Annotated in this window: 13 protein-coding genes; 3 read left to right on the top strand and 10 right to left on the bottom strand. The window is 38.9% G+C overall.

The features are described from left to right. Positions 1-86: 86 nt before the first annotated feature. Positions 87-782 carry a single-stranded DNA-binding protein gene (locus HMPREF9444_RS02940; RefSeq protein ID WP_009142855.1) on the bottom strand — a complete coding sequence of 232 codons (696 nt, stop codon included), beginning with the start codon at positions 780-782 and terminating at the stop codon, positions 87-89. Between the two features lie 273 nt (positions 783-1,055). Between HMPREF9444_RS02940 and uvrA the strand changes: the two genes are divergently transcribed. Both uvrA and HMPREF9444_RS02930 read left to right on the top strand, forming a co-directional pair. Beyond that, on the top strand, positions 1,056-3,896 hold the full coding sequence (gene uvrA / locus HMPREF9444_RS02935; protein WP_009142854.1) for an excinuclease ABC subunit UvrA: 2,841 nt from the start codon (positions 1,056-1,058) through the stop codon (positions 3,894-3,896). A 16-nt stretch (positions 3,897-3,912) separates the two neighbouring features. Beyond that, positions 3,913-4,308: a DUF2750 domain-containing protein gene (locus HMPREF9444_RS02930; RefSeq protein WP_009142853.1), complete on the top strand. Its 396-nt coding sequence runs from the start codon at positions 3,913-3,915 to the stop codon at positions 4,306-4,308. A 194-nt stretch (positions 4,309-4,502) separates the two neighbouring features. On the opposite strand, the gene HMPREF9444_RS02925 is transcribed toward HMPREF9444_RS02930, so the two are convergent. From HMPREF9444_RS02925 to HMPREF9444_RS02890, 9 genes are all read right to left on the bottom strand, one after another. Then, a complete protein-coding gene (locus HMPREF9444_RS02925) occupies positions 4,503-5,810 on the bottom strand; it encodes an OmpH/Skp family outer membrane protein (protein WP_148514338.1) in 1,308 nt (435 codons plus the stop codon). A gap of 94 nt (positions 5,811-5,904) precedes the next feature. After that, positions 5,905-6,900, bottom strand: coding sequence for a hypothetical protein (locus HMPREF9444_RS02920; protein WP_040909142.1), 996 nt, complete (start codon positions 6,898-6,900; stop codon positions 5,905-5,907). A 136-nt stretch (positions 6,901-7,036) separates the two neighbouring features. Beyond that, the gene (locus tag HMPREF9444_RS02915) at positions 7,037-7,702 is read right to left on the bottom strand and encodes a hypothetical protein (protein WP_050778986.1); all 666 of its coding nucleotides are present in this window, start codon (positions 7,700-7,702) and stop codon (positions 7,037-7,039) included. A gap of 50 nt (positions 7,703-7,752) precedes the next feature. Further along, a complete protein-coding gene (locus HMPREF9444_RS10485; RefSeq protein ID WP_009142849.1) occupies positions 7,753-8,034 on the bottom strand; it encodes a hypothetical protein in 282 nt (93 codons plus the stop codon). A 26-nt stretch (positions 8,035-8,060) separates the two neighbouring features. Next, positions 8,061-8,240, bottom strand: a complete 180-nt coding sequence (locus HMPREF9444_RS02910) for a hypothetical protein (protein ID WP_148514336.1) — start codon at positions 8,238-8,240, stop codon at positions 8,061-8,063. A 70-nt stretch (positions 8,241-8,310) separates the two neighbouring features. Beyond that, the gene (locus HMPREF9444_RS02905; protein WP_009142847.1) at positions 8,311-8,964 is read right to left on the bottom strand and encodes an MlaC/ttg2D family ABC transporter substrate-binding protein; all 654 of its coding nucleotides are present in this window, start codon (positions 8,962-8,964) and stop codon (positions 8,311-8,313) included. A 15-nt stretch (positions 8,965-8,979) separates the two neighbouring features. After that, entirely contained in the window at positions 8,980-9,471 is a 492-nt protein-coding gene (gene mlaD / locus HMPREF9444_RS02900) for an outer membrane lipid asymmetry maintenance protein MlaD (protein ID WP_009142846.1), read from the bottom strand. 15 nt (positions 9,472-9,486) lie between these two features. After that, entirely contained in the window at positions 9,487-10,260 is a 774-nt protein-coding gene (mlaE, locus tag HMPREF9444_RS02895) for a lipid asymmetry maintenance ABC transporter permease subunit MlaE (RefSeq protein WP_009142845.1), read from the bottom strand. Next, positions 10,260-11,060 carry an ATP-binding cassette domain-containing protein gene (locus HMPREF9444_RS02890; protein WP_009142844.1) on the bottom strand — a complete coding sequence of 267 codons (801 nt, stop codon included), beginning with the start codon at positions 11,058-11,060 and terminating at the stop codon, positions 10,260-10,262. Before HMPREF9444_RS02890 ends, mlaE begins: the two co-directional genes overlap by 1 nt. Positions 11,061-11,379: 319 nt before the next feature. Here HMPREF9444_RS02890 and HMPREF9444_RS02885 point away from each other — a divergent pair. Next, positions 11,380-12,896, top strand: a 1,517-nt coding sequence (locus HMPREF9444_RS02885) for an LTA synthase family protein (RefSeq protein WP_050778985.1), incomplete at its 3' end; no start/stop codon positions are given.

Genomic DNA, 12,896 nt, shown 5'->3' with positions numbered 1-12,896 from the left:
GCTGATAGATATACAAAAATGAGCAGAGTTCGGGAAATTCTTGCCGTTCTGAACCCCGGGGATTTTGCAGACAAGGAAAAAATTAATTAAAACGGAATATCGTCATTATTGCCGAAATCATTATTAAGCGGCGGCTCTCCGGCACCATTGCGCTGCGAAGGCTGTGCATTATCTTCATCACGCATATTGTTGTATTTTACACCGGGATCCATGTCGTCATCCGGAATGGATGACATACCGTTATCCATGCTGTCATAAGTGTTGACCTGACTTTGTCCGTACGGAGACTGCATCGGAGTTTGTGCATAGCCGGTCTGCGGCTGGGTCATGATAGGCTGAGAGGCACTGCCGTATACATTCTGATTAGGCTGACCGTAAACGCTGTTGCCCTGGTTAAAGCGAGGATTTCGGTAAGAATTGCCCTGAGGTAAAGAAGAAGATTGTGATCTTGAACCTAAGATCTGCATTTCATCAGCCACAATCTCGGTTACGCTGCGTTTTTGTCCCTGCTTATCCATAAATGAACGGGTACGCAGTTTTCCCTCAACATAAATCTGCGATCCTTTATGTAAGTACTGCTTAGCAATATCCGCAAGCTTGCCCCACATTACTACGCGATGCCATTCTGCATATTCCGTTGTTTCACCGGTATCAATATTACGACGTACTTCGTTGGTTACCATTGAAATATTCGTGACGCTGCAACCGCTATGTGTAGTGCGGCATAAAGGCTCATCACCTAAATTACCGATTAAGATTACTTTATTAACTCCACGTGCCATATAAAAACCCTTTTATGGACTGATGTGTTTTAAATTTTATGTCGTATCGTGCGTTTCATTAATAAGTGGCATCCGTCATAGATGTACTTACAACTGAGACCTAATTATCATATCAAAGAATAACTGGCTTTTTCTTAACTTTACTTTGACAAATAAAGAAAAAATTAGATACCTGACTTATACTTAAGCAGAAAAATTATCATTTCGGATAAAAAATAAGCGCAATTAGCCTAAAATCACGCTCTAACAATATTAATATTACGTAAAATCGACATGGACAACATTATAGTTCGCGGTGCCCGCACCCACAATTTAAAAAATATTTCACTGACAATTCCGCGCGACAAACTTTGCGTCATAACGGGACTTTCAGGATCCGGCAAATCATCTTTAGCTTTTGACACTCTCTACGCTGAAGGGCAGCGCCGTTATGTCGAATCACTGTCAGCTTATGCCCGTCAATTTTTGCAATTAATGGACAAACCTGATGTTGATTCCATTGACGGATTATCCCCTGCTATATCCATTGAACAAAAATCGACATCACATAATCCGCGATCCACGGTAGGAACCATTACTGAAATTCACGACTATCTGCGCCTCATGTGGGCTCGTGTCGGCACAGCCCGCTGTCCAGAGCACGGCATTGAGCTTAAAGCCCAAACCGTATCGCAGATGGTTGATCAGGTTTTAACTTTGCCCGAAGGATCGCGCTATATGATTCTTTCTCCCGTTGTACGCGGACGTAAAGGTGAATACAAACAATTATTTGCCGAACTTGCGCGTGACGGCTTTATCCGTGCCCGTGTTGACGGAGAGATTTGTGATTTAACCGATCCTCCGGAGCTTGCTTTACACATAAAGCATAATATAGAAGTTATTATTGATCGCTTTAAAGTGAGGGCAGATCTTAAACAGCGCCTTGCGGAGTCTTTTGAGACCGCGCTTAAAACCTCTGACGGTCTGGCGATTTTGTCACCTATGGACGAGCACGATAAAAGCGCTGAGGTAACGTTCTCATCCCGCTACTCTTGCCCAATCTGCGGCTACTCAATCCCGGAACTTGAACCGCGTAATTTTTCCTTTAACAATCCGCACGGAGCATGTCCCGACTGTGACGGTCTCGGTGTGCAAATGGAATTTTCAGAAGAAAAAATAGTTCCCGATCCGAATAAGTCAATATATGACGGAGCCATTGTCGGTTGGGATCGTCGTTCTTTCTTCTACTATCGCCTGCTCGAATCAGTCGCTAAATATTACGGTATTGACATCAAAAAACCGTTTAAGGATTTAAGCCGCAAAGAACAAAAAATTTTCTTATACGGCACAAACGAGCCTATTACCATGGAGTTTTCCACCTCTTCAGGCAGCAGAAAAGAAACCCGCCATCAACCGTTTGAAGGAGTGATCCCCAACTATATCCGCAGACTGCATGAAACTGAATCTGATCTGGTACGTGACGAGCTTGCAAAACTTATGACTTCCCATCCGTGCCGCAGCTGCCACGGTGCTCGCCTTAAAAAAGAATACTGCAATGTTTTCATTGCCGGCAAAACACTGCCTGATATCAATGAAATGTCCATTGATAAAGCCCGTGAATTTTTCTTAAACATAAAACTTTCAAAACAGGAACACAGCATTGCCGATCGTATCTTAAAAGAAATCAATGATCGCTTATCCTTTTTAATTAACGTGGGACTCGGATACCTGACATTATCCCGTTCGGCAGAAACATTGTCAGGCGGTGAAGCTCAGCGTATTCGCCTTGCAAGCCAGATTGGTGCAGGACTTGTAGGAGTAATGTACATTCTCGACGAGCCGAGCATCGGATTGCACCAGCGCGACAATCAAAAACTTCTCGACGCTCTAAAGCACCTTCGTGATTTAGGCAATACGGTTCTTGTCGTAGAACACGATGAAGATGCCATCCGTTCTGCTGATTTCGTGCTTGACATAGGACCGGGTGCCGGTGTTCACGGCGGAACGGTAGTTGCAGCAGGAACTCCGCAGGAAATCATGGAAAATAAAGCGTCTTTAACCGGTGACTACTTGTCAGGGCGCAAAATAATTCCCATTCCTAAAAAACGCGTTAAACCGCAGAAAAATAAATTCCTCACCTTAAAAGGATGCACGGGAAATAATCTTAAAAATGTCACCGCATCTTTTCCTTGCGGGTGCTTTGTAGTTGTAACCGGTGTTTCAGGATCAGGAAAATCAACCTTGGTCAATGACACCTTGGTACGTATTGCCGAAAGACGCTTAAACGGCGTAACTGCAAATGATAATCCTGCTCCGTTTAAAGAAATAACCGGACTTGAGAACTTTGACAAAATAATCTGCATTGATCAAAGCCCGATAGGCAGAACTCCGCGATCAAATCCTGCGACCTACGTCGGTCTGTTCCAGGGAATACGCGAGCTTTTTGCCATGACACCGGAAGCTCGTGCCCGCGGCTACACCCCGGGACGTTTTTCATTTAACGTAAAAGGCGGACGCTGTGAAGCCTGTCAGGGCGACGGTACAATCAAAGTAGAAATGCACTTTTTACCCGATATTTTCGTACAGTGCGAAGAATGTCACGGAAAACGCTATAACCGCGAAACCTTGGAAATCACCTACAAAGGTAAAAACATTTCGGACGTTTTGAACATGACGATCGAAGAAGCTCTTAATTTCTTCTCATCCGTACCCCAGATTGCCCGCAAACTGCAAACCCTTATGGATGTTGGTCTTTCCTATATTACATTAGGACAAGCCGCCACCACTTTCTCCGGCGGCGAAGCCCAGCGTATCAAACTCTCAAAAGAGCTGTCACGCCGTTCTACCGGAAAAACTCTCTATGTTCTTGACGAACCGACAACCGGACTTCATTTCCACGATGTAAAGCAACTTTTGGACGTACTCTTAAAGTTGCGTGATGAAGGCAACACCGTAGTGGTAATTGAACATAACCTTGACGTTATAAAAACAGCCGATTGGCTTATTGACCTGGGACCGGAAGGCGGTGCCGGAGGCGGAACGGTTATTACTGCAGGAACACCTGAAGATGTGGCAAAATGTAAGGAATCATTTACCGGACAATTTTTAAAACCGATTTTAAAAAGAGGCTTTTAGCTTAAAAGGAGATCCTATGTACGAACTTACCGACAAAGAACACGATGCAGTACTGCAATTAAATGATGAGTACCGTGAAGCTCATTTTAAGCAGAAAGCTCAAAGCCAGCAGGGACTATACATTCTGTTAGGAGAAGAAGGTCCTTTTATGCTTTCAGATCTTGAAGAAGATGAAAATCAGGAAAAAAGTACTGTTTTACCGGTTTGGTGCCATGAAAAATATGCCCAAGATTATGCTGAAATGAATAATCTTTCAGATGTTAAACCTCAGTTCATTACGGCTAAGGCATGGAACGAATATTGGGTAAAAGCATTAGAAGAGGCTAAAGTTCTTCTCGGATTTATGCCCTTTAATGATAGTTTTAATGTTGGAGATACAAGATCTTTAATAATTAATTGTAACAATAATTAACTATATACATAACAAAACAGTCAAATATAGATCTATAAATATTCAAATTACGTAATTTACTTTTAAAAAGCTAAAAAACAAAGAAACTAGGAAGCTACACCCTTCCTAGTTCACTCTAATTCATTCCAATAATTTTAGTAAAACAATAAAAAACTCATGTTTATAAAGCTATTCTATACATAGAATGACAACAATTACCAACATCTAATCATTCTACCACCAATACCTTTACACCAAAAACCATTAGAATTATTTACATTATAAGTGTTTATTGGTTTCATTTGAATATTTGGCATATTTTGTTGTAGCATTAAAGTTTGTTGTTGTATTAATTGCATTTGGTCAGAGTTTATTTTTTGCATTGTCTCATTAAATTTTTGCATAGATTGACGATTAGCTTCTGCTTTTATAAGATTTTGAGTTTGAGCTATCTCAAGTTGTCTTGCCTGTATCTCTTGCTGCTCTTTTTGTTTCTTTTGAATTTCTTGTATTCTCTTTTCTATTCTCTCATTTAATTGAGTAAAATATTTATCTTCATTACAAATATCTTTATAGTTTTCCCATGTATTAAAAGGAGACTTTGCTCTAATTTTACATATATTATTTTTATACTGTTTTTTAAATGACTCTGCTGTTTGTAATATACCACTTCCAATATTTGTTTTTACACCTATTTCATACAAGATATCTTCCATATGTTCAATATAAGAATCCGGAAGCTTAACACTCTCTTCAATTTTTCCATTTGCACCATATTTACCGCTTACAATATTACCATCTTTCTTTATATAAACAACATAACCAAATGGAATATTATTTTTTTGTAAATAAATTTCAAATTTAATTGGACTATTTAACTCTTGAGAAAAATCTTTTATAACATATGAAAAATTTGGGTAGACTTTAGAAAAAACTTTAATCATACTGAAAGGTGATAACATTGAAGTATATAAAACGTTATCATCATTTGCAGCTACAATATTAAAAATATTGAAATTATTTACCGAATCATTAATAACAACAGATAAATACTTACCATTATCTTTTGATGTTTCTTTGCCCAAAGTAAAAGCATTTAATAAATTATCTTTCATATAATAATATATTGGGGCAGTTTGATTCCCCGAATAAACCCCTAAAGTTTCCTGATTTTTTTCTACTCCCTTTACAAACTCTCGTCCTAACCCATAAGCAAATCCATTTTTACATTCACCATCCCAATAAAATTTATTATCAGAAATAAAACTATCAATTTTATCTTTATAACCACTAACAAAAATTTTACACTGTTGCTTTTTATTTATAGGTTGAATCCACTTTTCTACTTTCTGATAATTTACTTTTCTTAAGTTTTCATATTCATTTAGTACTTCTTTCTCATACTTAAAAGACTCATCGTCCGACAACGAGGGAGTAAATGCGTTTATCAAAGAAGACATTGATGTATTACAACCAGTTAAACATATACTAGTCATAACAACTATAAATAAAAGATTTTTCATACTAATAACCACCATTAAAAATAAACTTTTATGTAAGTTTAATTATATTTAGCTTGAATTAATACAATAATACTCTCATTTTTTCATAAAATTATCATTCTTGATAAGGCTTAAGTCCTTCTTTTGCTCTTCTTTCATTCCATCTGGTGCGATACCACATTTGAAAACCGTTTACGATGTTCTGCCATAAAACATAAGTACCTGGAGAAATCGCGGCAGCAGGTGACAGATAAGTAAAAGCAGTCCAAACTCCGAAGACCATATTCTTTTGACCAAAGCCTTGTCCTGCAGTAACGCGCTGTCCCTCCTGATGCCCCACAAGCTTGCCTACGGCAAATTGAACTGCACAGCTTATAAGTCCAGAAAAGGCAAGCATGATTAGCATAAAACCGCTTTCATCGGAATTTACAATGCAGCGCAAAGCTTCACCCGTTACGGATACCAAGGTAATTCCCCACAGATAAAATGCCAGTTCTTTACACTTATTTACAATAAAGTGATGCAGTCTTCTTACAAAATACCTTACGAACAATCCTAAAAACAACGGCAGTACGATCATCGGGAAAACTCGCGGCACGATAATTGAAAACTCATGCCAAAAAGTCTCACCGTTATCACTTATAAGCGGAAATAGAAGCGGGATTAAAATCGCCGACAAAACGTTTGACATCAACATATAGGAAGTTAAAGATGATTCATTACCTCCTAATTTTCCGCCGATAACTGCCGCAGCAGCTGCAGTCGGCGTTATAACGCATACTAAAAACCCTTCAAGCGGCAAAGCAAATCCGGCTTGCGGAAAAGAACGAATGATAAACGTGCAGGCCACACAAATAACAGTTTGTAAAACTATCAAATAAAAATGCCAGCGATGCGGCTTCATTTGCTTTACTTCAACCTTGCAAAATGAAACGAACAACATCGTAAAAATAAACCACGGAATTGCTTTATCCAAAGTTACGGCAACATAAGGCTTCAACGGCGACAAAAATGCTAAAAAATGAAAGGCGCTGTAAATAATGCAGCCGGTGACAATAGCAAGAGGTAATAAATAAGTTCGTACAGTTCTGATGATTTTTTCTTTATTCATAACAGTAAAAAATAAAAAGCACCATTTAAGTGCTATACCAGGAAAAACCATTTTTAGTGCATTTTAAAACTGTTATCTTAAGGATAAGAATTATTTACGGAAAATTTTTGTTTTGCACCATAGACGAACTTAAAAATTATTCCTGATAAGGCGGTTGTCCTTGTTTCTGCAAACGTTCATTCCACTTGTCGCGATACCACAACTGGAAACTATTAACCAAGTTCTGCCATAACACATAGCATCCCGGAGAAATAGCGGCAGTCGGAGCCAAATAAGAAAGAGCCACCCATACGCCGAATACCATATTTTTTTGTCCGAAAGCCTGTCCTGCAGAAATACGCTGACCGAAAAAATGCCCGACAATTTTTCCTACACAAAATTGGATGAAACAGACAATCAAACTTACCAAAGCCAAAAATAATAAAAAACTCCCGTCTTCTTTTGAATTTACGATGCTGCGCAAGACTTCTCCGGTTATGGTGATAGTAGTTGTAGCCCAAATATAAAAAGCTAAATTTTTACATTTTGTAACAATAAAATAATGAAACTTCGGGACATAGTATTTAACTGCAAGAGCCGTAACAAACGGCAATACGATCATCGGAAAAACCCGTGGCAGAATCTGCAGAAAGTCCTCAATAAAACCGCTGCCGTTATCAGTAATAAAAGGAAACAAAAACGGAATGAGAACAGCCGACGACATATTGGACATGATCATATAAGAAGTAAGAGATGATTCGTTACCCCCTAACTTGCCGGTAATAACTGCAGCTGCTGCGGCTGTCGGAATGATTACGCACACAAGGACGCCTTCAAGGGTGTAAACAACCGCATCACTTGAACTCGTCCTGATCATAAAAATAAAAAAACACTTAAAACAAACTGAATAATAAGCAACACAGCATGCCACTTACGCGGACGCATCTGCTTTACATCAACTTTGCAAAAAGACACAAACAGCATGATAAAAATAAGCCACGGCACGACATACTCAAGGCCTAAATTTACATACGGCTTTAACGGTGATAAAAAACTAAGATAATGAAAGGCTGCATACACGATGCAGCCTATGCATATAGCTATAGCTAAGAGCCAAACTTGAAGCTTTTGAATAAGTTTTGCACGATTAATCATTTACCCGGCACAATTTACGCAAACTTTTATTTCTGCACTTCAAACAAATCCTGCAAACGAAAGGTTTTAATAAGCTGCAAAGCATTTAAAGGCGCATTTTTGATAATAAGCTTACTGTGCTTTTGAGATTTTGCCCACTGTACTAAAAAAGCAATTCCTGCAGAATCTACAGCGGCATCCTGCGCAAACATAACAGTATCGGACATAAACAGCTCCTCACGCTCTTTCCACAGCTTGGGAACTGTTTTAACCGTCAATTTCTGCAAAACATTCATTTTATTTTGTCTGACCTATAGGTGCGGTATTTAATGACTCGATATGTTCTTTTAAAAGCGAAGTAACGCCAGCAACCCCTTTAGTACGAATAAGAGGAGTTAATTCCGACTGCTTGGCCGAAAGCATACTGATGCCTTCTGCAACCATATCAAATGCTTTCCATTCTCCGGTTTTACGATTTTTTATTAACTTAAAGACCACTTCAAGATCTTGCTTTTGCGGCTCACGAATAAGAAATTTAATGGAAACTATTGTTTCTTTGTCACCTACCTTTTCATAAACAGGAGAAACAAGTTCCTGATTGTTATATTTACCAAGAGCATCGGCATAAGTTGCAACAATATATTCGCCAAAAGCTTCGGTAAAGGCACTGCGTTCCTCTTTGGTGGCATTTTGGGCATATTGACCCATTACTGAATAAGCAGCATACGCAGTATTAACATAAGGCATCAAATCTTCACGGATAAGCTGCTTTCTAAACGCTACATCATTTAACTTATCTTTATTAGCTTTAAGATCACTAAATGTTTTCTGCGCTACGGCATCAACCATCTTATAAGGGTCAGTCATATCAACAGCAGCATATGCATTAAAAGAAAATAAAGTAAATCCTACTGCTGCAGCACTTAATAAGGTTTTAAAAAATTTTTTCATGATAAGCTCCTTAAATTATTGAGCATTTGCTTCATCGCCTACAGATGAATTGTATAAAAACTTAGCAATAAGATCTTCAAGCACTACCGCAGACTTGGTGTTATTGATGTAATCACCGTCCTGCAAATATGTAGTACCCAAATCTTCATCATAAAATCCCGGAGTTATTCCGATATACTGTTCACCGATAATTCCGGCAGTTAAAATCGAAGCCTGAGATTCGCTTGAAAGTTCTTTATATTCAGAATTAATTGCAATATCGACAACCGGAACCAGATCTTTTTCATCAAGTGAAATAGCCTCGACTCTGCCTATCAGCACACCGCCTATGCGCACCGGCGCCCTCAATTTAAGCGATCCTATGTTGTCAAATTTAGCATGCACGGTATATGTACTTGATGAACTGTCAAGTACCAACCCTGCTACCTTAAGCGACATAATCACAGCCGCAGCTATACCCAGCACCATAAACAGGCCGACTAAAAACTCAACTTTGCTAAATTTCATAAGCTTTCCTATTCATTAAAACATCAGTGCCGTAAGCACGAAATCCAGTCCCAAAACAGCAAGTGAAGACTGCACTACAGTCGCAGTAGTAGCATTAGAAATGCCTGATGATGTAGGAGTACAGTCATAACCGTTAAATAAAGCAATCCAGGTACATACTATGGCAAAAACTATTGATTTCACCACCATGCAGCCGATATCTTCAACCAAATCAACGCTTGACTGCATGCCTGACCAATAAATTCCGTCATCAAGTCCGAGCCAATCAACGCCTACAAGCTTACCGCCGTAAATACCGACAAGACAGAACATAATAGACAAAAGCGGCATCGAAATGGCTCCTGCCCAAAAACGCGGAGAAATAATCCTGCGCAATGGGTCAACAGCCATCATTTCCATCGACGACAACTGCTCACTGGCTTTTAATTGTCCGATTTCAGCGGTCAATGCAGATCCGGCTCGACCTGCATATAAAAGCGCAGTAACCACCGGTCCTAATTCACGGATAATTGCAAGCGCCACCAAAGTACCTAAAGATCCGGTTGCCATGAAGTCCTTTAAAATATTAAAGCCCTGAAGGCCTAATACCATACCGATAAAAAGACCTGACACCAGAATAATTATTACCGACTGTACGCCAACAAAATAAATCTGCGAAATCAAAAGCGGAAAATGCTTTTTAAAATCAGGCTTGCCGACAAGCGCATGATAAAGCATGATGGTAGAACGCCCGAGCGATGTAACTTTTCTAATCGCATAACGTCCTAATGAACTTATAAAATCAAGCATTAAAGATCCTCCAAATACGATTTCTCGCACTGCATGCGAAAAGCATAAGGACCGTCATACAATCCGTTAATAAACTGCACGATTCTCGGATCTTTACTTTGCCGTACTTCATCAGGCGTACCCTTACCGATAACATTACCATCGGCCAGAATATACACATAATGGGCAATTTCCAATACTTCCTTGACATCATGAGTAACGATAAGCGAAGTAATGCCGAGTGAAGCATTCAAATCGGAGATAAGCTTTACAAGAACTCCCATGGTTATCGGATCCTGTCCGACAAACGGCTCGTCATACATAATAAGATCAGGATCAAGAGCAATCGATCGTGCCAATGCCGCACGTCTTGCCATACCGCCGGACAATTCAGACGGCATCAGCTTTGCCGCACCGCGCAGACCTACGGCCTCAAGCTTCATCGTTACCAAATCATGAATAAGTTCCTCTGGCAGCAAAGTGTGCTCCCGCAGCGGAAAAGCTACATTTTCATAAACCGTCATATCGGTAAAAAGCGCCCCGCTCTGAAAGAGCATACTCATCCGTTTTCTTAACTCATACAATTCGACACGCTTTAAGCGGTGCACATTGATACCGTCAAATAACACTTCGCCGCGCTCAGGATAAAGCTGCGCTCCGATTAATCTTAGTAAAGTCGTTTTTCCGGTTCCCGACGGCCCTAAAATAGCCGTGATTTTTCCGCGGGGAATATCCATGCTCAAATTTTTATAAATAGCACGCCCGCCATAGGAAAAATCCAAATCTTTTATTTTTATTAAATATTCATCCACCTTAATCATTCCTGTGCGGCAGCGAAATTAATCAATTCTTCATATTGAGAATATAAAACAAAACTTAAAAAAATCTTAGCCAAAAGCTGCCTAATTGTAACTAAATTTTCCAAATTACTGATTTTAAGCATCAGCTTAAAACAAAAACAGGACTGCCGTACAGCAATCTGCCGACAAATAACATATTTAAAAAAGTTACATACATTTAATTTAAATTTGTATGTTTATTTTATTAAAACCGTTTTGCTTTCTACCTAAAAACAAGTTGTTAAAAACTAAAAAACATTCACAAAGTCAATGAATTAATTTTTTGATTTGGGACTTTTTTATGCTTTATTCTTCTAAATTCCGCTGCGGAATAATGCCCTTATGTTTATTTTGTGCTTTATCAATGGTGTTCTTAAGCCTATCCCGCATCGGGCTTATGCTATGGCTTAACTCAAACGTTCCTGACGGATCAGTTCTTTATATTCTGCTGCAAGGTTTAAGAGTTGATTTTGCCTCTGTCTGCGGCTTATACGGCCCGGCATTTTTAATTCTGATTTTTTGCTCTATAGTTCGTTTAAAAAATAATGCTGTTATTTTAATAATAAAAATCTATCTTGCTTTAGGTTTTACTTTTTTAGTATTCAACGAAGCTGCAACCCCTCCATTTATCCTCGAATACGGCGTTCGCCCCAACCACCTTTACGTACAATATTTAATTTATCCAAAAGAAGTATTAAACACATTATGGAACGGACATAAACTTGCCGTATTTGCCGACATATTTATAATTGCTTTATCTTTGTACGCAGGATTTAAGCTTGCCTCTTTACTTTTTAAAAATTATGTCTTTGCATCATTTAAAATCACCCTTTTATCCTTTATAGCCGTCATTATAATTCTGCCTTTAGGAGTACGTTCTACCCTTGGACATCGTCCTTTAAATCCTGCACTTATAAGTTTTTGCAACGATCCTTTGGCAAATTCCCTGCCTATTAACTCTTCATATTCAGCAGTCTATGCGCTTGCCCATCTAAATCAGGGTAAATTGTCAGCAAGTGATATCTATTCCTTTGACAATAAAGAAAACATTCTGTTTGAAGGAATGGATTTCTCTGTAAAAAAGAATACGGCCCATCCTTCTTCCAAATGTCCATTAAATCAAATAATTACATCAAACTCACCACAAAAATACAATGTAGTAATCGTGCTTGAAGAATCATTAGGAGCTGATTTTGTTAAAAGTTTAGGAGGACTTCCGCTTACTCCGAATCTTGAACAATTAAAAAATGAAGGCTGGTGGTTTACAAATTTATACGCAGCAGGACACCGCTCAATAAGAGGCATTGAAGCAGTAACGGCAAGTTTTCCTCCAAGCCCTTTAGACAGTATTGTAAAACTGCCGAGAACGGAAAGTTCTTATGCCACTTTAAGCAGAATTTACGAGTCTTACGGCTACAAAACATCTTTTATTTATGGAGGAGAAAGCCATTTTGACAATATGCGCAATTACTTTTTAGAAAACGGCATGCAGGAAGTAATTGATCAAAACGATTATAAAAATCCAAAATTCGTCGCTTCCTGGGGAGTAAGTGATGAAGATCTGTTTTTAAAAGCTCATGAAAAATTTACGCAATTAAAACAAAACAATGAAAATTTCTTTTCCGTGATTTTCACCAGTTCTTTTCACGATCCTTTTGAAATTCCTGAGGGAAAAGTAAAATTACCAGCATCAATTCAAACCGATGAGCCCAGACGGCTGGCCGCTGCCATGTATGCCGATTATGCTTTAGGCGAATTCTTTAAATGGGCAGAAAAATCCAACTTTGACATCCTCACCGGCCTAAAGACCGATGATTC

The organism is Succinatimonas hippei YIT 12066, assembly GCF_000188195.1.
Lineage (GTDB): Bacteria > Pseudomonadota > Gammaproteobacteria > Enterobacterales > Succinivibrionaceae > Succinatimonas > Succinatimonas hippei.
The sequence above is the reverse complement of the archived record's forward strand: the minus strand, read 5'-3'. Positions and strand labels throughout refer to the sequence as shown.